The organism is Psychromonas sp. MB-3u-54 (assembly GCF_002836415.1).
Classification (GTDB): Bacteria; Pseudomonadota; Gammaproteobacteria; order Enterobacterales; family Psychromonadaceae; genus Psychromonas.
This window is the reverse complement of sequence record NZ_PJBP01000122.1, coordinates 1-24,229: the sequence shown is the minus strand read 5'-3', so window position 1 is coordinate 24,229 and position 24,229 is coordinate 1. Positions and strand designations below refer to the sequence as shown.

General features: G+C 42.0%; 16 protein-coding genes and 1 tRNA gene. 6 read left to right on the top strand and 11 right to left on the bottom strand.

The window, feature by feature from the left end; genetic code table 11:
* Window positions 1-615: 615 nt before the first annotated feature.
* Entirely contained in the window at window positions 616-828 is a 213-nt protein-coding gene (locus CXF72_RS08480; RefSeq protein ID WP_101038540.1) for a DUF2970 domain-containing protein, read from the bottom strand.
* Between the two features lie 739 nt (window positions 829-1,567).
* On the opposite strand from CXF72_RS08480, the gene CXF72_RS08475 reads away from it, so the two are divergent.
* The gene (locus tag CXF72_RS08475) at window positions 1,568-2,923 is read left to right on the top strand and encodes an SLC13 family permease (RefSeq protein WP_232784918.1); all 1,356 of its coding nucleotides are present in this window, start codon (window positions 1,568-1,570) and stop codon (window positions 2,921-2,923) included.
* A gap of 438 nt (window positions 2,924-3,361) precedes the next feature.
* Here CXF72_RS08475 and CXF72_RS08470 read toward each other — a convergent pair whose 3' ends face one another.
* The 3 genes from CXF72_RS08470 to zipA form a co-directional block, all read right to left on the bottom strand.
* On the bottom strand, window positions 3,362-3,622 hold the full coding sequence (locus CXF72_RS08470; RefSeq protein ID WP_101038538.1) for a DUF5062 family protein: 261 nt from the start codon (window positions 3,620-3,622) through the stop codon (window positions 3,362-3,364).
* Between the two features lie 362 nt (window positions 3,623-3,984).
* On the bottom strand, window positions 3,985-5,991 hold the full coding sequence (ligA, locus tag CXF72_RS08455) for an NAD-dependent DNA ligase LigA (RefSeq protein ID WP_442966034.1): 2,007 nt from the start codon (window positions 5,989-5,991) through the stop codon (window positions 3,985-3,987).
* A gap of 66 nt (window positions 5,992-6,057) precedes the next feature.
* On the bottom strand, window positions 6,058-6,927 hold the full coding sequence (gene zipA / locus CXF72_RS08450) for a cell division protein ZipA (RefSeq protein WP_101038535.1): 870 nt from the start codon (window positions 6,925-6,927) through the stop codon (window positions 6,058-6,060).
* Window positions 6,928-7,094: 167 nt separating this feature from the next.
* Here zipA and cysZ point away from each other — a divergent pair, with 167 nt between their 5' ends.
* Window positions 7,095-7,868, top strand: a complete 774-nt coding sequence (cysZ, locus tag CXF72_RS08445; RefSeq protein ID WP_101038534.1) for a sulfate transporter CysZ — start codon at window positions 7,095-7,097, stop codon at window positions 7,866-7,868.
* A 172-nt stretch (window positions 7,869-8,040) separates the two neighbouring features.
* On the opposite strand, the gene CXF72_RS08440 is transcribed toward cysZ, so the two are convergent.
* The 4 genes from CXF72_RS08440 to CXF72_RS08425 form a co-directional block, all read right to left on the bottom strand.
* Entirely contained in the window at window positions 8,041-8,517 is a 477-nt protein-coding gene (locus CXF72_RS08440; protein WP_101038533.1) for a response regulator, read from the bottom strand.
* A gap of 23 nt (window positions 8,518-8,540) precedes the next feature.
* A complete protein-coding gene (locus CXF72_RS08435) occupies window positions 8,541-9,956 on the bottom strand; it encodes an SLC13 family permease (RefSeq protein WP_101038532.1) in 1,416 nt (471 codons plus the stop codon).
* A gap of 192 nt (window positions 9,957-10,148) precedes the next feature.
* On the bottom strand, window positions 10,149-12,791 hold the full coding sequence (gene pepN / locus CXF72_RS08430; RefSeq protein ID WP_101038531.1) for an aminopeptidase N: 2,643 nt from the start codon (window positions 12,789-12,791) through the stop codon (window positions 10,149-10,151).
* A gap of 111 nt (window positions 12,792-12,902) precedes the next feature.
* The gene (locus tag CXF72_RS08425) at window positions 12,903-15,596 is read right to left on the bottom strand and encodes a bifunctional acetate--CoA ligase family protein/GNAT family N-acetyltransferase (RefSeq protein WP_101038530.1); all 2,694 of its coding nucleotides are present in this window, start codon (window positions 15,594-15,596) and stop codon (window positions 12,903-12,905) included.
* Window positions 15,597-15,782: 186 nt separating this feature from the next.
* Here CXF72_RS08425 and CXF72_RS08420 point away from each other — a divergent pair, with 186 nt between their 5' ends.
* Window positions 15,783-17,126: an MATE family efflux transporter gene (locus CXF72_RS08420; RefSeq protein WP_101038529.1), complete on the top strand. Its 1,344-nt coding sequence runs from the start codon at window positions 15,783-15,785 to the stop codon at window positions 17,124-17,126.
* A gap of 96 nt (window positions 17,127-17,222) precedes the next feature.
* Here CXF72_RS08420 and CXF72_RS08415 read toward each other — a convergent pair whose 3' ends face one another.
* A complete protein-coding gene (locus tag CXF72_RS08415) occupies window positions 17,223-17,693 on the bottom strand; it encodes a hypothetical protein (protein WP_101038528.1) in 471 nt (156 codons plus the stop codon).
* A gap of 691 nt (window positions 17,694-18,384) precedes the next feature.
* On the opposite strand from CXF72_RS08415, the gene CXF72_RS20025 reads away from it, so the two are divergent.
* Entirely contained in the window at window positions 18,385-18,519 is a 135-nt protein-coding gene (locus CXF72_RS20025) for a hypothetical protein (protein ID WP_269801167.1), read from the top strand.
* A gap of 563 nt (window positions 18,520-19,082) precedes the next feature.
* On the opposite strand, the gene CXF72_RS08410 is transcribed toward CXF72_RS20025, so the two are convergent.
* Together CXF72_RS08410 and CXF72_RS08405 are read right to left on the bottom strand one after the other, a co-directional pair.
* A tRNA-Ser gene (locus tag CXF72_RS08410) sits at window positions 19,083-19,170 on the bottom strand.
* Between the two features lie 155 nt (window positions 19,171-19,325).
* Window positions 19,326-20,288 (bottom strand): glucokinase, encoded by a 963-nt coding sequence (locus tag CXF72_RS08405; RefSeq protein ID WP_101038527.1) that lies wholly within the window; start codon window positions 20,286-20,288, stop codon window positions 19,326-19,328.
* A gap of 553 nt (window positions 20,289-20,841) precedes the next feature.
* Between CXF72_RS08405 and CXF72_RS08400 the strand changes: the two genes are divergently transcribed.
* Both CXF72_RS08400 and pyk read left to right on the top strand, forming a co-directional pair.
* Window positions 20,842-21,702, top strand: coding sequence for a MurR/RpiR family transcriptional regulator (locus CXF72_RS08400; protein ID WP_101038526.1), 861 nt, complete (start codon window positions 20,842-20,844; stop codon window positions 21,700-21,702).
* Between the two features lie 72 nt (window positions 21,703-21,774).
* Window positions 21,775-23,205: a pyruvate kinase gene (gene pyk / locus CXF72_RS08395; RefSeq protein ID WP_101038525.1), complete on the top strand. Its 1,431-nt coding sequence runs from the start codon at window positions 21,775-21,777 to the stop codon at window positions 23,203-23,205.
* Window positions 23,206-24,229 lie beyond the last annotated feature (1,024 nt).

The window sequence follows — 24,229 nt, the reverse complement described above, 5'->3', positions numbered from 1 at the left end:
GGGAACGAGCATATAATCACACCAACACGGCTACGAGATTCCCCTTCCATTTTTCTTGCAATGAACAAACGCTTTAGCAACAGAAATCATGGAGCGAATTGAACGCCAGTTCAGGATTATGAGCGGGCTAAGCTCTGCGTGCCCTTGTTGATTTCATTAAGTTCGGCTCTGCACATGGATGTGCTGTCCGGACTGGTGCGTTAAAAAGCGATTGGGCAGTGCAAGATTAAAAAATGGCTAGGCGAATTGAACGGCAGTTCAGGATCATGAGCGGGACAGGCTCTGCCGTCCCTGTATACGGCCTACTTTTTTTCGGCATTTAGAAGCATAACTTATTCGAACTGCGAAACTGTGTTTCGGTTTCTCAACGTTTACTCGCCGTCAGGGCGAAACCACCAACAAATAAAGTTAAACCAAAAGCTCACAAGCGAAAGCTTACAAATAACCAGTACGGTATTTACATTACCACGTGGAGCATGGAAACGAGCATGACATTTCGGTTTCTCATCGTCTATACGCCGTCAAGGGCGGAATACCAACAATGAAAGTTAAACCAGCAGCCGCAAGCGAAAGCTTACGAATAAACGATTCACGTAAAAAGAAAAATTCACGGGGTCAGGTGCCCAGAATCAAGTTCACAACACCGATCAGCGTTATAACAAACAGAATAGTGAAGATGAGACCCACGGCAATAAAGACGATCAGGTTACCCGTGGTAAAGTCCCGCTCACTGTTCTTGCTGCTCTGCACGCCAAATGCTGCCGCGATGACACTGAATACAACTTTTAGGATCGAGGGCGACTTTTTTTTATCAGCTTTATCCTGCACAATTTATCCTTTTGGGAATCACTAAAAAGAACATATCCTAACACGGTTAGTCCTCGATAATTCATAAGGCGAGGAGTCAAACAATTTCTCAGCGACTGCAAGCGCATGAGTAGAATAAACGTCATTTTTCATAAAATACACTTTAGCCCATATTTTATATTTCACCTATTTCAGATCAACAATTTTATAAAGGGTGTCTACTTATAAGCGCTAAGAGTGGCGAGTGGCGAGCTGCGAGCTGCGAGCTGCGAGAAGCTCGAAAGCTCGAGGCTCGAGGCTCGCTTTTCCCTGCGCATAGAAGCCACCCTACCGATAACGCTTTGGCCCGTAGGGTGCGCTCCGCGCACCGATTACCGCTGCTTGCGGTGCATAGAATGCACCCTACCGACTAAGAGCGAAGAGTGGCGAAAAGCTCCAAAGCTCGAAACTCGAAACTCAAAGCTCCAAAGCTCCAAAGCTCCAAAGCTCCAAAGCTCGAAAGCTCGAAGCTCCAAAGCTCGAGGCTCGAAGCTCCAAAGCTCGAGGCTCGAAGCTCAAAGCTCGCTTTTCCCTGCGCATAGAAGCCACCCTACCGATAACATAATGCCAACAAAGAAAGTTAAACCAACCACCAGCGAAAGTTATTTTACAAAAACTTGTCCAGCCATTTAACAACCCATTTATTATTAAGATCGTCGGCCATTAAATCTAACATTGAGACTAAAATGATAGGCAGATATTTCACTATTGGATGGCTAATATGGACAGCAATATCAGTAAGATTTTAATTGCAATAGGTTGCGCACTGTTACTTTATTTTCTCGCCGTTATTTGGCTTGTTCCTGCGCAGGCAATCACACTGGCATTAATCTGTTTACTGGTTATTTTGTGGAGCAACAATGGATTGCCGCTGGGCGTTGTCTCATTACTGCCGATCCTTCTTTTTCCTATGTTTGATCTGTTACCCACCGACGAGGTCACCAGTAATTACAGCAATTCCATTATTTTTCTTTTTATTGGCGGTTTTTTACTGGCGATTGCGGTGGAAAAAACCGAGCTGCATAAAATCATTGCCAATAAAATGTTGGCGTTTTTCCCAAATACAATAACGGGTATGATTTATGCGCTCGCATTAACCGCAGGCTGTCTTAGCGCGTTTCTATCGAATACCACCAGCTGCTTATTATTAATTCCGTTAGCATTATTTTTATCTAACGATGATGCTCTAAAAATGCGCTTCGCCTTGGCCATCTGTTACGGGGCAAGTATTGGCGGTATTATCACCCCCATCGGCACACCGCCCAATTTGATTTTATACGGTCTGCTTGATCAGTTAAATTTACCGAGCATCCCGTTTATACAATGGATTTTTCTGGTTTTACCCTTAGCATTAATGCTGTTTTTATTTCTTGGATGGATGCTTTCATGGGGAACAAAAAACCAACGGATAACTAAACAACCATTACAGCAACAACCAAAACTAAGCACCGAGCAAAAAAAAGTAACGGGGATATTAGTGACACTTATCTTGTTACTGTTTATTAACTCCCCGATACAGCCCTACTATGCGGGACTGGGCCTAAATGAAAAAGGGATTTTATTATCCGCCGGATTAATATTATTTGTCCCCCCCGTCAATATCCTTAATTGGTCAGACAGCAAAAAAATTCCCTTTGAAATCTTATTTTTATTTGGCGCAGGTTTTTCTATTGCGCATGTTTTTACAAGCTCAGGATTGGCGGTTCAGTTAGCGACTTTTCTGCAAAACTTTAGCCAATTACCACTCCCTTTATTGATTCTTTTAATCGCCGGCCTGGTCACCTTCTCAACGGAAATAACCAGTAATACGGCGCTTATCTCTATGATTTTGCCGGTTATTTATGCCCTTGGTCAGCAAAATGGTTTGGATACAAGATTGCTGATGATGGTCGCCACCGTCTGCGCCAGTTATGCTTTTATGCTGCCCATAGCAACACCACCAAACGCGATAGCAATGAGCTGTGCGGCCGTTGAAGTTAAAAACATGATCCGATATGGTTTTCTATTAAACCTTTTATCCATACTGTTAGTCTTTGCGGTTGCTTCTACCTATTGGGACTATTTTCTTAATTTTTAAGTAAGTGAACATTCTGGATAGGTTATTGAACAGATTATAGAAAGCGCACCCTACCGACTAAGAGCTAAGAGTGGCGAGCTGCGAGAAGCTCGAAGCTCGTTTCCCCCTGCGCATAGAATGCACCCTACCGATAACGCTTTGGCCCGTAGGGTGCGCTTCAGCACCGATTACCGCTGCTTGCGGTGCATAGAATGCACCCTACCGACTAGAGCTAAGAGTGGCGAAAAGCTCCAAAGCTCGAAACTCGAAACTCAAAGCTCCAAAGCTCCAAAGCTCGAAAGCTCGAAACTCGAAACTCGAAGCTCGTTTTTCCCTGCGCATAGAATACACCCTACCGATAACGCTTTAGCGTTATTAGACAATTCCTTACTGCAATAAAAAAAGGGAACCTTATCAAAGGTTCCCTTTTTTACGCATGGCTTTCTAACTTTTCACTATTTATTTCAGTAAAGAGTGATCCGGCGGCAAATGTTTACTGATCCAGATAACCAATTTATGGCGAATATCCGCCGATGTTTCTTGATCTTTGGGGAGCGGCGACACCAGTTTATCTTGTACTAATAAACGGTAAATACACTCCTGTTTATCCTTAGCGGAGGTCGTTTCATCAATGCCGACATAACCCCGTTTTAATGCGTATGTTGTCCCTAACTTAATCGCATGTTGTAATAATTGAGATTCATTTTTTATTTTTTTCATCAGGTTACCCAATATGGTTAATACTAAAAACAAGTCTATAAATTTTAAAGACAATAAACAGTGACTTACACTGCCATTATATCACCTCAGTTGATAACGAAGAAGTGAGCTTTTGAGCGTCGAGCCTTCGAGCTTCGAGCTTCGAGCTTCGAGCTTCGAGTTTCCAGCTTTCCAGCTTTCCAGCTTTCCAGCTTTCCAGCTTTCCAGCTTCGAGCTTCGAGTTTCCAGCTTTCCAGCTTCGAGCTTCGAGTTTCCAGCTTTCCAGCTTCGAGCTTCGAGCCTTCAAGCCTTCAAGCCTTCGAGCCTTCAAGCCTTCAAGCCTTCGAGCCTTCGAGCCTTCGGGCCTTCGGGCTTTCTAGCCTTTATTTTTCCAGCATAGTTAATAAAGCGGCTTCATCCATGATATTAATGCCGAGCTCCTGTGCTTTTATGAGTTTCGAACCAGCGGCTTCACCCGCCACAACCGTATCGGTATTTTTAGAAACGCTGCCGGCAACCTTGGCGCCTAACGCCTGTAATGCATTTTTAATATCACTGCGCGACATGCTGCTAAATGACCCGGTGATCACTAAGGTTTGTCCTATTAAGGGTTGTTTTTCCTGCTCTGCGGCTTTTATTTCAGGCCAGTGAATGCCGGCATCTATTAATTTAGTCAGTACTTCTACATTGTGCTCCTGACGGAAAAAATAATAGACATGTTTAGCCACAATTTCGCCGACATCAGCCACCGCTTTAAGATCTTCTATACCCGCATTTTTAACGGCTTCAATACTTTTGTAATAATTTGCCAAATTATTTGCTGTCGCTTCACCGACTTCCCGAATGCCCAAAGAATAAAGAAAACGTGCCAGCGTTGTCTGTTTACTGATTTGTAAGCTGTTAATTAATTTTTTAGCCGATACCTCGCCCATTCTGGGCAAAGATGAAAGTTGATCAATGGTTAGGCTGAATAAATCCGACGGGTGTTTAATCATATTATGATCCACCAGCAACTCGACGATTTTATTCCCTAAGCCGTCAATATCTAACGCTTTACGCGAAGCAAAATGTTTAATGGCTTGTTTACACTGCGCCTGGCAATATAACCCGCCGCTACAACGAATAGTCGCCTCACCTTCAATACGCTCAACACTGCTTTGACAAACAGGGCAAACCATTGGAAAGACTATTTCACGGGTAGAATCAGGATCACGTTTATCAAATAAAACACGCGCGACTTGCGGGATCACGTCCCCCGCACGGCGCACTACCACCTGGTCGCCAATTAGAATACCTAAACGCTGTATTTCATCTTTATTATGCAGGGTGGCATTTGAAACAGTCACCCCCCCCACAAAAACGGGTTTAAGTTTTGCCACGGGTGTAATTGCCCCGGTGCGCCCGACTTGAAATTCTACATTTTCAACCACAGTAACGGCTTCTTCCGCAGGAAACTTATAGGCCGTTGCCCAACGCGGTGCCCGTGCGACAAAACCTAAACGCTCCTGTAAACTAATATCATCAACTTTATAAACAACACCATCAATTTCATAGGATAAATTTGCCCGCTTTAACTGCATATCATCAAAAAAATCCTGGCAATTTTCTTTACCAATAAGTCGTTTAATCTCAGCGGAAATCGGCAGCCCCCAGCCTTTTAACTGCTGAATCCGCTCAAATTGCGTGTTCGCCAACTGCCCTTCAAAAACCCCTACCCCATAACAATAAAAGGCTAAAGGACGGCTTGCCGCTACTTTAGAATCCAGTTGACGTAAACTGCCCGCAGCGGCATTACGCGGATTAACAAAAGGTTTTTCACCCGCATTAATCAATCCTTCATTGAGTTTATTAAAACCGGCTTTAGGCATAAACACTTCACCGCGCACCTCTAACAACGCAGGAATATTATCACCACGCAGTTTAAGCGGTACATTGGCAATGGTTTTTACATTTTCTGTTACCTTCTCACCTATTTTCCCGTCGCCGCGCGTCGCCGCCTGCACTAATAAACCCTTTTCATAAATAAGACTTGCGGCTAAACCATCTAACTTAGGCTCAATACAAAAAGCGGTTTGCTCATCGAATCTGTCGGTCACACGCTGTATAAAGTCAGATAATGCTTGTTCGCTAAAAACATTATCCAGACTGAGCATAGGTAATTGATGTTTAACCTGCTCAAATTTAGTTAACGCTAAACCACCGACTTTTTGTGTTGGTGAATTTGGGTTTAAATATTCAGGGTGAGATTTTTCCAAGGTTTGTAATTGCTGAAAAATCCGATCATATTCACTGTCCGGTACACTGGGGTTATCAAGTACATAATATTGATAGTTATATTCTTCTAATAAGACCGTTAATCTTTGTATCTCGTTCTCTGTACTCATATCCATACCATATTTTTTTTATAAAAAAACCTCGCTGCCCGAGGTTTTATTTTATGTTTCGCTTGCTAACAATTAGACATAACGCATTAGCCGCTGGTGATCATCCCTGTACTCCTGCTCCGTTAGCGGCGTTCGATCTGCATTTAAAACCACACAGTCAAACTCTTCGGTCATCTGCCCTACTGCGGTGAGCATCATATCAAATGCGGTTTTAATATTAATCTCCGGATTTGGCGCAACAATAAAAAATGACACCCCTTCGCAGGCAATGCGTCCCATCCGATCCGGATCAAAGACACCCGGCTTGACCATATTAGCAATACTAAATAAAATCGGTCCGTTGCCGTCGGAATGTAAATGACGGTGAAAAATAGATCGCTCACCGAAACGGAAACCGGAGGTTAAGAAAAACTGCAATAAATCATTGCCGAATATTTTAGAGCCCTGTTTTGCAACAACGTTATAAATAAAGACATCCTTTGATTGATCATTTTCTGCGAGATTTTTATCATCCGCTTCTAACTCAAAGTAATTGACTTTGCCATCTGTTTTTTCTTGATCTGTCTCACTGGCATTTAAAGAAGATTCTTGCAGCGAGTCATTTAGATCAGAATCAGAATCAGAAATGTGAATATTTGATTCTGCTTTATTATCACTGTCCTCTTGCCCATCAAAATGAAGATCTTCAAGATGATCATCTTCTGAAATTGAAAAATCGATTTGCTCTTGAGAGTCTTCATCAATCGAATGACTGAACGCTAAATCATCAATAATGCCATCTTTAGTTGGGTCCGAATTTTCTTTTTCAGAGAAAATATCAGTGGTTATTTTCTTCTCAAACAGTACTTTTTTTTCTTTACGATGAGTTAAATATCCATGAATTAATACTGCGCCAATGGCAAGTAACCCAATAAAAATAAGAATAGATTGAAAATGCTGCATGGTAAGTTCTCTTAATTGCAAAATAGAATTAGATGACTGTTAAAATACCTTGATTAAATGAAAGCGTCTACATATTGCCACTATTTTTTTATAAAACTGTTACACATTTATACAAAGCCCGACTTTTTAGTTAGACTTCTGTTTTTGATAACTTTAAAGAGTAAATTATGATCCAAAATCAACTTATAAGACAGCCCCTTTCCGGTGTAGGTTATCTCCTTAAAGGCGCAAAACTTATCAGCCATCCCAAATTGCGGCTTTTTGTATTGATACCGTTAATGATTAATATACTTATTTTTGCCGCTGCTTTTTGGTTTCTGTTCAGTTCAATAACACAATGGATAGACAGTTATATGGCAGGCTTACCAGAATTTTTAAGTTGGTTAAATTATCTTTTATGGCCTCTTTTAGTGCTGACCATTTTATTCGCTTTTACCTTTGTTTTTTCCGCTGTCGCTAATTTAATCGCCGCCCCTTTTAACGGTTTATTGGCAGAAAAAACGGAAACAATATTAACCAATCAGCCATTGGGTGATTCAAGCTTGTCCGATCTTGTTAAAGATTTACCGCGTACCTTTAAACGCGAGTTACAAAAACTGGCTTACTTCTTGCCAAGAATGTTGTTCTGCGGTCTATTATTTTTAATCCCGGGTTTTGGACAAATAGTTGCCCCCTTTATCTGGTTTGTATTTGCAGGTTGGATGATGGCCATACAATATGCAGATTTTCCCTTTGATAATCATAAGATTCCTTTTGCAACAATGAAACAGGCATTAAGAAAACGCTTAGGCAAAAATTTGACTTTCGGAATGCTGGTGAGTTTGTTTACGACTCTGCCGATCATAAACTTTATCATCATGCCGATTGCGGTGTGCGGCGCAACGGCTTTTTGGGTGGATGTCTATAAACAAGAATCGATCAGCAGCAGAAGTCCCGGTTGATTAGGTAAAAACACAGAGCCGTTTAAGTCCTAATACATTAGCAAGCAGCGGAGTGCACCCTATGGGCTAAAGGGTTATAGGTAGGGTGCATTTTATGCACCGCAAGCAGCAGCAATCGGTGCTGAAGTGCACCCTACGGGCGCAGCGTTATCCGCTGTTGATTGGCTCGCGATTAAGATTTGAGTAATCGATATAAGGTTGGTGCATCGAGTTTTTCTATATATTCCTCATAATCGATCCCTTTCTCAATAATATACTCAGTGATTAACTCTTTTACCATTTGCAGTAACTCTTTTGGATCCCAGACTTTTGCCAAAAAGTTATCAAGTTTAGCGTTATTGATTGCCTGAATAGTATCAGCTTGTGTTGCAAGGCCGGTTAACAGTAATTTTTTAGTGCCTGCAAAACGATTATCCATTGCCACTTCGGTCAATAATTCTACCCCCGATTTTTCAGGCATAATATGATCCGAAATAATCAATGCGACATATTCTTGCTGCTCATCGAACTCTTCTAATAACGCCAAGCATTCAAAAGCAGACTCACACTCTTCAATATTAAACATATCGCTAAAATAATCGAGGTCGCGGCTGACCGATTCCAATACTTCACGTTCATCATCAACACAAATAATATTAATTTTTTCCATTTTTCTTCCTCTCTTAAAATTGCTTAACCAATAAAATTGGTTTTATTCATAATAAATAACATAGCAAAAGCGACCAATACGCCAACAACACCAATAATCACGCCTATTTTTGCCATCTGCCTGGTTTCAATATTGCCCGATGCATAAGCAAGTGCATTAGGAGGCGTGCTGATCGGCAATGACATTCCTAAGGACGCTGCAAAAGTGACCGCCAGAATTAAGACAACTTCACCGCCGTAGGGTAATAAAGACTGCATTGTTGTGGCTAATGCGGCAATCAGGGGCAGTAGTAAATTGGCGGCCGCCGTGTGGGAGATGAAATTCGCCATCACTAAACATAATATGGAAGCGCCAAGGATTAATAAAAGAGGATGCAGACCGCCGAAAGGGATAGCATCAACCGCATGCTCCGCAAGACCGGATTTATCTAATGCGACACCTAATGCAATACCGCCTGATACCAGCCATAAAACATCCCAGGAGATGCGCTTTAAATCCTCTTTATTAATAATCTTAAAGGTCACAAACACAGCGACCGGGATTAATGCCACCACATAGGCATTCATCCCGTGTATATCACCCATTAACCATAATAGAATAGTGCCGATAAAGGTAATATAAACCGTAATAGCTTTAGGCGTTTTTAAAAATTTACCTTTAATGTTGAGATCTATTTGCTCGGTTGATGTTGGAAATAATTTGATTAACAGTAACCAGGCGATAAATAACATCACCACCACAAAGGGCACACCAAAGACCATCCATTCCCCAAAAGAAATGCTATTTTCATTGACTAAATACTTTAATGCGATTGCATTGGGAGGGGTACCAATAGGCGTGCCTATACCACCGATATTAGCGGCGACGGGCACAGATAAGGAGAATGCAACTTTGCCTAAGTCTTTGGTCGCAAGCAGGGCAATAACCGGAGATAGGATGGATAACATCATCACTGTGGTGGCTGTATTACTCATAAACATGGAGAAAACAGCGGTTATCATCATCAGACCCAACATCACATATTTGGGCTTATTGCCAAAGGGTTTGAGTAATACTCTGGCCAAGTTAACATCTAATCGATATTTAGTGGCCGCCATCGCCAAAAAGAATCCCCCTAAAAAAAGCATAATAATAGGGGATGCAAAGGTTGCCATAATCGTTTGATAATCGATTAAATGTCCTAAATCCGGGCTGGGTGTTTTAAAAAACCATAAACCCTTGTCGGAAATTAATAACAATTCAGAGACAATAATAACCACTGAGGTCGCGAAAATAGGGATCGGCTCTAATACCCAGCAAAGTGCAGCCAGCGCGAAAATAGCGATCACTCTTTGTTCAATTAGGGTGAGTCCAACAATACCAAAACTGTCGCTGGGTAAAAGAAGAATAATGAGAGGGATGATCACAGGTAATAGATACTTTAAATATTGACTAAACATAGACATAACTTTTTATTGTAATAAAAAATTATTGTCTATTAACCACAATAAAAAAGATTGAATTAGATCACTTCGAGTTGAAAAAGCCTTTTTGAATATGCAAAAAGGCTGACTGGATCACTTTAATAACTGATACCCAAACTACTTGAAGATGCATCTTCAAATAATTTGGGTATATATAACTTATATAAGTTACTGGATCAGTGCTTTACTGACTTTCTCATATAAATCTAATGCTAAATCATCAAGTGCTAGCAAACGATTTAACTGCTTTTTAATTAAATTTGTACGATTTTGATCCAAGCGTTTGAATTGAATTAACGGGGTTATTAAGCGCGCAGCCACCTGCGGATTCTGCTTGTTTAATTTTATCAACTGATCGGTTAAGAAGCGATAACCACTGCCGTCTGCGGCATGAAAATGATAAGGGTTATTTTGCGCGAATGCGCCCACTAGGGAGCGTAATCTGTTCGGGTTATTGAAATCAAAACTGCGATGCTTAAACAATGTTTTGACATTATTCAATACATCAGTCTGATCCTGGCTTGCCTGAATCGCAAACCATTTATCCATCACCAGCCCATTTTCAAACCACTTCTCTTCAAAATCCTGCATAACCGTTTCCCGACATGCAAGCGAAGCACTGTTCGCCGCAACTAACCCGGCCAGGTGATCGGTCATATTATTGCACTGGGTAATTTGTTTCACCACCAGTTCATTGCCTAAGACAGGATCCGCCTTGGCAATAAATAACAATGCCATATTAGCCAGTTGACGGAAAGCGATATCCTCGGTGACCGGCTGGTACTCACCCGCCACTTGGTGGGCATGATAAACACTTATAAATTCAGAGTGTAAATCCGTCGCCAGTTGGCTGAGCATAAATTCACGTGCCCGGTGCAGCGCTTCAATATCAACCCGGTCAAATAATTCCATTGCCCCGTTTTCAGAAATAAAGTCAAACATACAGGTAATAAGTGCAGGATCTAATAACTCACTGACCAGCACCTCTTTAAAACCTTTAATAAACAATTCCGGCAGCTGCATCGATTGTTTATCCTGCAGACGGCGCACATTTTCAACCAGGTATTTATTAAATAATGTTTGTCCTGCATCCCAGCGGGAAAATTCATCACTGGCGAAATTCATCAAATGTAAAAGCTGTAAATCCGAGTAGGCATACTGGTATTTTACCGGCGCTGAAAAACCTCTGAATAACGAGGGAACAGGTTTTTCGCTAAGATTATGAAAGACAAAAGTCTGCTCCGTATGGGTTAAACTTAATATTGTATTAGTTTGATTATCCGCGAGCTTCAGGGCAACGCCCTGCTTATTCAATAACTCAATCGCGATCGGAATATGCAGCGCTTGTTTTACTTTTTGATCCGCGGTGGGCTGCGTTTTTTGTTTAAAGGTCATTTGATAACAGTTTGTTAGCGGATCAAAATGATCGCTGACATACACATGCGGTGTGCCGGATTGTGAATACCAACGTTTAAACAGGGTTAAATCAATATTACTTGCATCCTGCATCGCGGCAATAAAATCATCACAGGTGACAGCTTGCCCGTCATGACGGTCAACATATAACTCCATGCCCTGCTGGAATGCAGTTTCACCTAATAAAGTGTGCAGCATACGGATAACTTCAGATCCTTTTTCATACACAGTTAAGGTATAAAAATTATTCATTTCCATCACAGATGCGGGACGAATAGGATGTGACATTGGCCCTGCATCTTCAGCAAACTGATGATTACGCATGGTTTTTACATTAGAAATACGATTAACACTGCGGCTGCCCAGATCTGAACTGAACTCCTGATCGCGAAAAACGGTTAATCCCTCTTTCAAGCTCAATTGGAACCAGTCGCGGCAGGTAATTCGGTTACCCGTCCAGTTATGAAAATATTCATGACCGATCACAGCTTCAATACCTAAAAAATCCTGATCCGTTGCACTTTGCGCATTCGCCAGAACAAATTTGGAATTAAAGATATTTAAGCCTTTATTTTCCATCGCCCCCATATTAAAGAAATCCACCGCAACGATCATGTAAATATCTAAATCGTATTCAAGATTAAAGCGCTGCTCATCCCATAACATGGCCTTTTTCAGTGAAATCATGGCATGGGCCGTTTTATCCAGATTACCTTTATCTACAAATAGCGCTAAAGCCACTTCGCGGCCGCTTTTGGTGGTAAAGGTATCTTTTAAACAATCAAAGTCTCCGCCCACCAGGGCAAACAGATAAGCAGGCTTTGGAAAGGGATCAGACCAGCTAACCCAATGCCGTCCATCGGCTAAATCGCCCTGATCAACGCGATTACCATTGGATAGAAGAAAAGGGTACAAGCTTTTATCTGCACTGATTTTGGTGGTAAATTTAGCCATTACATCGGGTCTGTCCAGATAATAAGTAATGCGCCTAAAACCTTCCGCTTCACATTGAGTGCAAAATGCCCCCCCTGATTTATATAAACCTGAATATGACGTATTTGCCTGCGGGTTTAGTTCAGTATGAATTTCCAGCGTGAAGGTCTGCGGCAGATGAGACAGTTCTAAACCGTCTTCCACCAGCTTATAATCCGAATGGTTAACACCATTAACCAACAGTTTATTAAGTTGTAACTGCTCACCGAATAAAAACAGAGGTTGATCATCCCCACCAACACGGACCACGGAGCTCACGGCTTTGACTAAAGTAGCAGTATCATAAAGCTCAAATTCGAGATCAATGCTGTCTATCTCATAATCCGACACCTTATAATCTGAAAGGTATTTTTCTTTTGAATTTTTTTCTACAATATTTTCAATCGAGGTAACTTGACTCATTTTAAGGCACTCTTTTTTATAGTGAATTTATAATGATGAATTTATAATGATGAATACTAATGCTTAAGCTATGCTAAGCGCTTATCCGTAAACTTGCAAAAAAAAAGTCATTCAACTTGGCTTTTGCAGGGCTAATTTCATATTGATAACCCCCTCCTGCATATCCCTTTCAAGTTCAAAGCCTAATTTTTTAGACAGGCTTGCCATGCCGACATTAGAGAGCATCGTCATTCCGGTTAAATAAGTGGTGCCTTTGGCCTGTTGGTATTTAATGATTTTTTGTAACAATATTTTTCCTAATCCTAAGCCCTGCAAATCGGAACGCACCACCATCGCAAATTCAGCATCAATATTATCTGAGTCAACCGATGCGTTAACCACCGCCAGGGTTTCCTGTTCATTAAGTTCATCAAAACGCACGGCAATAAAGGCCATTTCTCGCTCGTAATCAATCTGGGTTAAGGTCGCCATCTCTTCATGACTCATTTTTCCGCGCTGTGAAAAGTAACGCTTATAACGATCCTCTTCACTTAATGCCGCATCAAAAATTTGATGACGCGCCTCATCTTCGGCTTTAATGGGACGAATTAATATCTGTTCACCATTTCTAAGCCGCACCTGCTCCTCTAACTGTTTTGGATAAGGCGTGATCGCAAATTTGCTCTGTGCGCTGATGTCTGAATGCAGGAGATGCATTTGACTGTCTAAAACAATCACTTTTTTACCCGTCACTAACACCGGATTAAGATCCAGCTCATTAATCGCACGATTATCTATTAACATTTGTGAAATTTTAGTCAGCATTAGGCACACCGCATCCATATCAAAATCCTGGGCTGCTTTTTTAACCTGAATTTTTTTCTCTTTAATGGCCTGAATCATCAGATAACGTGCTAATGCCATGTTTAACGGCGGTAAAGCGACCACCGAATTCTCCAGAGTGGTTTGCAGATCCCGCGCATCACTTTCCTGGGAAATAGCAATAACAGGACCAAATATGGGATCCTGTTTAATCATTACCCGTAACTCTAACCCGAGGCCACTGGCGACCATTTTCTGCAGCGTAAATCCGGTTAAACGGGCATCGGGTAATAAGTTTTTGACCCGTTTGTTAATCGCTTTCAGCGCCACATCTAATTCACGCAGATTATTGATGTTTAAAATCACCCCATGGACAAGCGATTTGTAAGCAATATCGGGTGAATTGATTTTCACAGCCAACGGAAAACCAATATGTTTGGCTTTTTCTAAGGCCTCCTGTGCGGACTCCACCAGCAGCGTTTCGATAGTCTCCAGCTGATAAGCTTCCAGAATAGGTTTTGTTTGAAAGGTATTCAGTTTTAGCAATCCTGAATCCGGGTCAACAAGACGTTTAATATATTCCGAGGCAGCGTAGGTATCATAAAATAAATTTTCCGGCGTGCTGCTCGGTGTTTGCATTAATAATTTTTTATTACGGCGATATTGTACTAAATGCATAAAGGCAGTAACTGCGCCCTTTGGTGTTCTTAGGGTGCCAATTTTTGCCTGTGAAAATAATTTACGGGCGGATTTCGCGCTATCCTCACCTGTCCAGTTGGTCAGAAGATTAACCCGCTTTCTGTTGGGATGTTTTTCAATAACATCAATGATGGCCCGCGCACAGCCTTCATTGTCGGATAATGCCGAGGGGGAATGCATAATTAATATCGCATCAACTTGCTCACTGTTCATAATGATCTTTAATACCGCAGCATAACGTTTTGGATCGGCATCGCCAATCATATCGATCGGGTTATTATGTGACCAGTTACCGGGTAAGCAGTTATTTAATTGTCTCATTAAATCCTCGTCAAGCTCCGCCAGCCGCCCCCCCTGTTCAACTAAATCATCGACTGCTAAAACGCCTAGGCCTCCGCCATTGGTGATAATGGCTAAACGCTCACCGTGCAGATAGTTTGAGTAGGCGAGCGTCTCAACCGCGGCAAACAGCTCGTGGAAATCATAAACACGTAACATACCCACACGTTTAAAGGCCGCATCATAAACACGATCATGTCCATATTGGCCATTGCTGTGCAGCGCTGCGGCCTTCGCCCCTAAAAACGAACGGCCGGCTTTAATGACCACAACAGATTTATGTTGAGAGATCGCCCGCGCGGCAGATAAAAATGCACGTGCATCGGAGATACTGTCGATATACAAAAGGACCGATTGTGTTTTAGCATCACGTGCCAGATAATCCAATAATTCAGCAAAACTAATGTCCTGGCCGTCCCCTATGGAAATAAAGGCAGAAAAACCAATGCCTTTACTGTTTGCCCAATCTAATATCGAGGTACAAACCGCAGCGGATTGTGAAATAAAAGCGATATTTCCCGGCAGCGCATGACAATGGGCAAGACTGGCATTTAATTTCGTGTAAGGGTTGATAATACCTAAACTACTCATCCCTAAAAGCCGTATGCCTAAATCTTTTGCCGTTTTATAAACTGTCGCTGCAATCTGTTGATTTTTTTCAGTCGTAACGAGAATCGCCCTGTTGCAGCCTTTTTCTGCTAACGCGTGTAAAATATCCGTAAGATAAGATTCATTGGTACAAATAACCGCCAGCTCAGGCGTAATAGGCAACTGACTGATGTTTTTATAGGCAAGCACACCATGCACTGAAGAATATTTAGGCGTGACGGGCATGATCGGGCCATTAAAGCCCCCTGATAACAGATTATTCATCACTAAATAACCAGCCCGATGAGGGACTGCAGAAGCACCAATCACGGCTATCGATTTTGGATTAAAGAAACCTTTTAGTGTTAATAAACTCATGAACAAGACGCCCTTAATAAAAGATAAATATGAACAGTTTACGCTCCCGCCATTTTTATGCCTTTGTTTCTTTTTAAAATAAGATATTTATCTCTATAATTTTTGCGCTTACTAAGATTGCAATAGCAGCACCTAACGCGTATAAATCAGTGCTAAATTTTATCCTCTATTCAATTGGAACGTTTTGTGCCTTACTCCCGAGAAATCAGAAAAATACTCAAGCTAAGTTTCCCTATTTTTATCGCTCAATTTGCACAAACAGCCATGGGTTTTGTAGATACTGTGATGGCCGGAGGTGTTAGCGCAAATGATATGGCGGCAGTCGCTGTTGCCACCAGCATTTGGTTACCTTGTATTTTATTTGGCGTCGGTGTGTTAATGGCACTTATTCCCCTGACGGCACAAGCCCATGGTGCCAACGATATAGAAAACATTCCCGGTATCGGCCAACAGGGTATGTATTTGGCCTTATTACTGACTGTCCCCACCTTTCTGATTTTATATAACGCCAGTTACCTTATAAATATCATGGATATAGATCCAATTTTAAAAGATATTACGATTCGCTATCTGTACGCTATTTTACCCGCTATACCGGCCTTTTTATTATTTCAGGCACTGCGTAACTATATAGAAGGTCTGTCACTTACCAAGCCTGCAATGGTAATAGGCTTTATGGGATTACTCATTAATATTCCACTGAACTGGATTTTTGTCTACGGGAAATTAGGGCTGCCGGCAATGGGTGGCGCGGGATGCGGCGTGGCAACCAGCCTTGCTTATTGGCTAATGCTGGCGGCACTGACAGGTTATGTGTGGCATACTAAAAAACTTCAATATACTCCTTTATTTAAGCGCTTCTCTGCCATTAACTTGAAAACTCAATTAGCCATTTTTAGCCTCGGTCTACCGGTTGCAATTGCGTTATTTTTTGAGATCTCTATTTTTGCGATCGTCGCACTCCTAATCGCACCATTAGGCGCAAGCATAGTGGCAGCCCATCAAATTGCGATCAATTTTTCCGGCATGGTCTTTATGCTCCCGATGAGTATTGCCAATGCGGTCAGTATTCGGGTCAGTTTTAACTTAGGGCAAGCAAATAAAGCGGAAGCCAAAAATGCCAGTTATGCCGGTTTTATTGTCGGTTTATCTTTCTCGGTGATCACCGCATTATTAACCTTGATATTTAAGGAACAGATCGCACTGCTTTACACTAATGACCCGAAGGTCGTTTTATTAGCCGTTACTCTGATAATATTTTCCGCAATATACCAGTGTGTTGACGCGATTCAGGTTGTAGCGGCTGGTGCCCTGCGTGGTTATAAAGAGATGAAGGCGATATTTACACGTACCTTTATTGCTTATTGGATGGTTGGATTACCACTGGGTTACAGCCTGGCAATGACCGATCTATTTATGCCGGCACTTGGCGCAAAAGGATTTTGGATTGGTATTACGGTAGGTTTAACGACTGCCGCCATATTATTAGGAAGACGTCTCTGGGTGGTACAAAAGTGCTCAGCAGTATAGTGCCGAATAGTGCCGAGCAGATAAATCAAAAAAGCAACAGTTGGTAACCCTGATTATTTCACAATAGGCACGAGTCCAAATTATTGCCATAGTAATCTAAGTAATGCTATTTTGGTATGCGCGCTCAATAACAGCCGGATTTTTTGCCGCCTGCGTCGAAAAAAACGCATGTTGCGGGTAGATACCAAGTCGGCCCAAATCTAAACGGTCGGCATCCCAACAAGTACCAATTGTCGCAGACTGCGACAATTGATGAAATGTGTGACCGGCACAGGCATCTACCAATAATTTAAACTCCACTGCGCTCAAAAAAGAGAATAATTTTTTATTTTGCTTTATAAAAAAAGCGGCGGCAGGACCATGTTCCGGTTCGTGCCCGTCGTGTACAGCACAACAATCATGAAGATAACAAAATAACTGTACAACAGTTGCATTAGCCTTAGTAATTGGTATTAACATTTTGGCATTTTCCCAGGCACGATCCCAATGCGCAGGTCCGTTATCACCTAAACGATCACCATGGTAACGATCAATCGCTAAATTTTTTATACGAGATATATCATTCATAATCCCCCCCATTATTTATTAGATTCTTATCGGCAACGATGCGGATAACCACCAAACACAACACCATCATCGATTGTCACCGTCTTAAATCAAAATGACCTGATCTATCTACCAAAAATATAAGTTAAAAAATCAGTAGAAGGGATAATATTTGGTCGATTAAGGTAACTTAATTTTTCATAAAAAAAACAAATTACAATCAAAATCGTGAACTAAACATCAAAATAAAGTATTAGATAATTATTGGCTAAATTAATTTATCCTGGGTTATAACTAATTAATCTGTTTGTCTCTTAGCAGTGCACTTTTAAGCATAAAAAGGTAAGGCTTAAGCCGCAGATCGTAGGGTGCGCTTCAGCACCAAGCAACATTAACGATGCATGAAATGCATCCTACCGATAACATCACCGTAGGGTGCGCTTCAGCACCAATTAACATCAACGGTGCATAAAATGCATCCTACCGATAACACCGCCCGTGATCATAACGCCGCATAAAATGCATCCTACCGATAACATCGACCGTGGTCATTAATGATGCATGGAATGCATCCTACCGATGGCATCGACCGTGGTCATTAATGATGCATGGAATGCATCCTACCGGTTGCATCACCGCACCGGGTAACATTAACGGGGCATGGAATGCACCCTACCGATTGCATCGACCGTAGTCATTAAGGATGCATGGAATGCATCCTACAAATAACATAACCCGTAGGGTGCGCTTCGCGCACCGATCAACATTAACGGTGCGCGGAACAATATTAATGGTGCATAAATACACCATACCGATGGTATCGGCCGTGGTCATTAACGATGCATAAAATGCATCCTACCGATAACATCACCGCACCGGGTAACATTAACGGGGCATAAATACACCATACCGATGGTATCGGCCGTGGTCATTAACGATGCATAAAATGCATCCTACCGATAACATCACCGCACCGGGTAACATTAACGGTGCATAAAGACACCATACCGATGGTATCGGCCGTGGTCATTAACGATGCATAAAATGCATCCTACAAATAACATAACCGTAGGGTGCGCTTCAGCACCGAGCAACATTAATGATGCATGGAATGCATCCTACAAATAACATAACCGCAGGGTGCGCACCGATTACCGGCCTTTTTTCGACCGAATGAAGATTTATATGCGGGGGGGGTTAGCCTTACAACCTTACAGCTTTACAGCTTTACAGCTTTACAGCTTTACAGCTTTACAGCTTTACAGCTTTACAGCTTTACAGCTTTACAGCTTTACAGCTTTACAGCTTTACAACCTTACAATCTTACAGCTTTACTGAAGGCATAAAAAAACCCGCAGGCTTTGATTAAAAAGCGTTGCGGGTTCTAGTTGTACCTGTCGGTACTGAATATGGCGGTGACGGAGAGATTCGAACTCTCGAAGGGTTGCCCCTTACACGCTTTCCAGGCGTGCTCCTTCAGCCACTCGGACACGTCACCTAAAACTTTGTTATTTTATTTCACATTGGGTTGATAAGCCGTTCCGGTATATTACCGTAGACGCATCTTCCGCTGCTTAATTGTCTAACTAAAGCGGAGCGCATGATAATGAACTCCGCTTCTAAAATCAACCTCTAATAACAATTTAACTGTTATTAATTCGTAATAGTTTCAAGTTCTTGGCGTAAATAAACACTTGCACCTAATAAACCTGGATTATCATGGGTGATTAAATAGGTTGGTATGCCGGAAAGATAGTCTTTAAATCGACCTTTGGCTTCAAAGAACTCCCTGAATTCACTGGCTTTAAAGAACTCAATAAAACGCGGTACAATCCCCCCGGCGATATAGACGCCGCCCGTACAGGCAAGATTTAATCCAAGGTTACCGGCGAAGCCTCCCATCACTTGACAGAATACCTTAAGGCTTTGCAGTGACGTTTCACAACTCCCCGCTAATGCGGCTTGAGTTATCTGTTTGGGCTCGCTAAAAACGGCCTGCTCGCCCGTTAAGCTACACAGGCTATTATACAAATTAACTAAACCTTGCCCCGATAAAATACGCTCCGCAGAAACATGATCAAATTGCTGCTGCAGTAGCAATAAAATTTCTGTTTGCTCTCGAGTATTGGGGGTAAAACTAACGTGTCCCCCTTCCCCCTCGAGACTGACCCATTTATTAGCCACGTTGATAATGTGCGCAACACCTAAACCCGTGCCCGGACCAAAAACCGCTGTGACCCCCTTTTTGTTGGCTTCCCCGCCGCCAATTTTAATTTTGTCCTGCTGATCAATAAAAGGCACAGCCAGTGAAATAGCGGTGTAATCATTGATAAGGTAGAGGGAATCCAGTTGTAATTGTGCTTTTAAAGCCGCCTGAGAAAATTGCCAATTTAAATTGGTCATTGCGACCAGATCGTTGCCTACCGGACAAGCGATACCAATACAGAGGTGTTTTACGTCATCCTGTAGTGTTGCAAAATAATGTATCAGTGCGGCATCCAAACTCAAGAATTGCGCACAGGGAAATTCTTTTAACTCTCTTAGTTTACCGCTGGTTAAATCACAGACAGCAAGCCGAATATTTGTTCCACCAAGATCAGCAACAACTGCTAACATATTGTTTCTCCCAAAATTATATATACCCATGATACTTCAAGATGCAAAGTCAGCAAGGAAAATTATGCTGAGATGCTAGGCATAAAATTGAAGTATAGTTATTCTACATAGAAATTTTATAACAACGCAGATTGGCACAATTTACCTTGCCCTACGGGGCGCAAGCTCGAAAACCAGCGCTGCGTTGCACCAATCGAAAAGGGAATAACCATTACCTCATGTTGCGTCTTGCTCTGATCGAAGATCTTGCGCCTGACAAAGCATATTGAAGTAACATGGGTATATACCAGTAAGTACCCACTTGCATTTTTACATTATCAAACTTTAAAATTGATCTTGATCAACTTTGATTTGTAATAAAATGACATGACAATATAAGTTATTTATAATGAGCGCTAATTTATCGGGGATTTATGTTGTTTTATTCCAACTTGACGCATGCCATTTCAAACTTAATAAAACATTAATTAAGCGCACCTGAACTATCTCCCGATAGTCAATTTCGTCGTTGTTTACAAGTCTACCTTAAAAATAATTATCTTAGTGGGACAATATGAAAACTTTAGAGTTAATTCAAAAAAATCTGGGTAGTTTCAGTAAATCAGAAAGAAAGGTTGCAGAGGCGATCATTGCATCTCCAGAAGTCGCTATCCATTCCAGTATTGCGACACTCGCTAAAATGGCTGAAGTCAGTGAGCCTACGGTTAATCGCTTTTGCAGACGCCTTGATACTAAGGGTTTTCCTGACTTTAAATTACTGCTCGCACAAAGTCTGGTGATAGGTACCCCCTATGTGAATCGTAATGTTAACCAGGATGACGGTCCGGAAGCCTATAATGCAAAAATATTTGAATCAACAATAGCTTCCCTTGATTCTGCTAAGAACATGCTGGACACCGCCACCATTAAGAGAGCCGTTGATGTCTTAACCCGAGCCGATAAAATTGCATTTTTTGGGTTGGGTGCCTCTTCTGCCGTTGCCCATGACGCGTTAAATAAATTTATCCGTTTTAATATTCCAGTTTCCTGTTTTGATGACATTGTCATGCAGAAAATGAGCTGTATCAATAGTCGTAAAGGGGATGTGATTGTTTTAATATCTCATACGGGCCGTACTAAAGCACTGGTAGAAGTCGCGCAACTGGCGCGTGAAAATAATGCCTTTGTTATCGCATTAACACCGAACCATTCACCGCTTGCTGAAAAAAGTGACTTGGTTCTTTCGGCCTCGGCACCGGAAGATACTGATATTTATATGCCTATGGCATCCCGTATTGTACAAATGGTCATTATTGATGTTTTAGCAACGGGTTTTACATTACGCCGGGGTCCTAAATTTATTGAACATTTAAAACGCATAAAAACCGGGATTAAAGACTCTCGCTTTGATAAAGTCGATCTAAATGAAGACTGAACATTTTACCCATTGATACTTTTCAATACTAAAAGCTAATTCCTAAAATAACTTTAATGACTGGAGTAGATAATGTTAAGACGCACAAAAATTGTTACAACCTTAGGTCCCGCGACGGATCGTGATAATAATTTGGAAAAAATCATTGCAGCCGGCGCGAATATGGTACGCATGAACTTTTCACATGGCGAGGCCATTGATCATGTAAGACGTGCCAATGAAGTGCGAGAAATAGCAGCACGTTTGGGTAAAGATGTTGCCATTATGGGCGATTTACAGGGGCCTAAAATCCGCGTTTCTACTTTTAAGAATAATAAAATTAACTTAGTGGTAGGTGATAAATTCACTCTGGACAGTGATATCGAAAAAGGTCAGGGAGATGGTCAAGCGGTTGGCCTTGATTACAAAACGCTGCCACAGGAAGTCGTTACCGGTGATCTGTTATTACTTGACGATGGCCGCGTGCAACTACAGGTGGAAAATGTTGTTGGTAATAAAGTCAATACCGTTGTAACTATTGGCGGTCCTTTGTCCAACAATAAAGGTATTAACAAAAAAGGCGGTGGTTTATCGGCGGCGGCGTTAACACCTAAAGATAAAAAAGACATTATTACGGCGGCGGAAATTGGTTGTGATTACTTAGCGGTATCTTTTCCGCGTAATGGTGCAGATCTTCATTATGCACGTCGTTTGGCAAAAGAAGCGGGTTGTAATGCTAAAATAGTGGCCAAAGTAGAACGTGCCGAAGCCGTGGAAACCCAAGAAGCATTAGAAGAAATTATTATTGCTTCCGATGTTGTAATGGTTGCCCGTGGTGACTTAGGGGTGGAAATTGGTGATGCCCGTTTAGTGGGTGTGCAGAAAAACATGATCCGTACGGCGCGTCGTTTAAATCGAGTCGTGATCACAGCAACACAGATGATGGAGTCAATGGTCAGTGCACCTATGCCGACCCGCGCCGAGGTAATGGATGTGGCCAATGCGGTATTAGATGGTACCGATGCGGTGATGCTGTCGGGCGAAACGGCTGCAGGAGATTATCCGGTCGAGACAGTGAAAGCCATGAGTGAAGTTTGTCTTGGCGCTGAAAAGCACCCAAGCATTAATATTTCCAAAAACCGCATGGAATGTACCTTTGATGATCCTACCGAGGCATTAGCGATAACCGCCATGTTTGCAGCGAACCACACTAATGGTATTAAAGCGATTGTTGCCCTAACGGCGACGGGTACGACGCCTTTATTAATGTCGCGTCTAAGCTCTGGTTTGCCTATATTTGCACTTTCAAGTAACCCGCAAACATTAAGTTATTGTGCATTGTACCGTGGTGTAACACCGATTAAATTTAAGTCAGTTTCCGACAATAATGTCGTCTTTACACGTGATGCTATTGATACATTGAAAGCTGCTGGCTACCTGCACGAGGGAGATCTTATCATCATCACCCACGGTGATGATCATTACGCAGGCTCAACCAATACGTGTAAAATCGTTACCGTTTAAATCAATCTGGATTTAATGCTATCAAGCAAAAAGCTTCTCATTGAGAAGCTTTTTTTATTAGCACTACCGAAGCGCACCCTACCAATTGCATCGACCGTGGTCATTAACGGTGCATAGCATGCCCCCCACCAATAACATAACCCGTGATCATCAACGATGCATAAAATGCCCGTAGGGTGCGCTCTGCGCACCGATTGTCTGTGTTATTCACCAAATTCATTATCAATCCCGTCACCAGCAACATTAACGGTGCATAAAATGCATCCTACCGATTGCATCGACAGTGGTCATTAACGATGCATGGAATGCATCCTACAAATGACATAACCGTAGGGTGCGCTTCAGCACCGGGTAACATCAACGGTGCATAACATGCCCCCACCAATAACATACCCGTAGGGTGCGCTCTGCGCACCGATTGTCTGTGTTATTCACCAAATTCATTATCAATCCCGTCACCAGCAACATTAACGATGCATAAAATGCATCCTACAATAACACTCCCGTAGGGTGTGCTCTGCGCACCAATCATCATTAACGATGCATAAAATCCACCCTACAAATAACCTACCCGTAGGGTGCGCTCTGCGCACCGATTGTCTGTGTTATTCACCAAATTCATTATCAATTTCATCAATCCCGTCACCAACAACATTAACGATGCATAAAATGCATCCTACCAATAACATAACCCGTGATCATCAACGATGCATAAAATGCATCCTACCGATGGCATAACCGTGGTCATTAACGATGCATAAAATGCATCCTACAAATAACATTCCCGTAGGGTACGCTTCACCGAGCACCGATTACCTACCTTTTTGCGACCGAATGAAGATTATATGCAGGGATTTAAGCCTCACAGCCTCACAGCCTCACAGCCTCACAGCCTCACAGCCTCACAGCCTTACAGCCTTACAGCCTTACAACCTTACAACCTTACAACCTTACAACCTTACAGCGTTACAGCTTTACAGCTTTACAGCTTTACAGCTTTACAGCTTTACAGCTTTACAGCTTT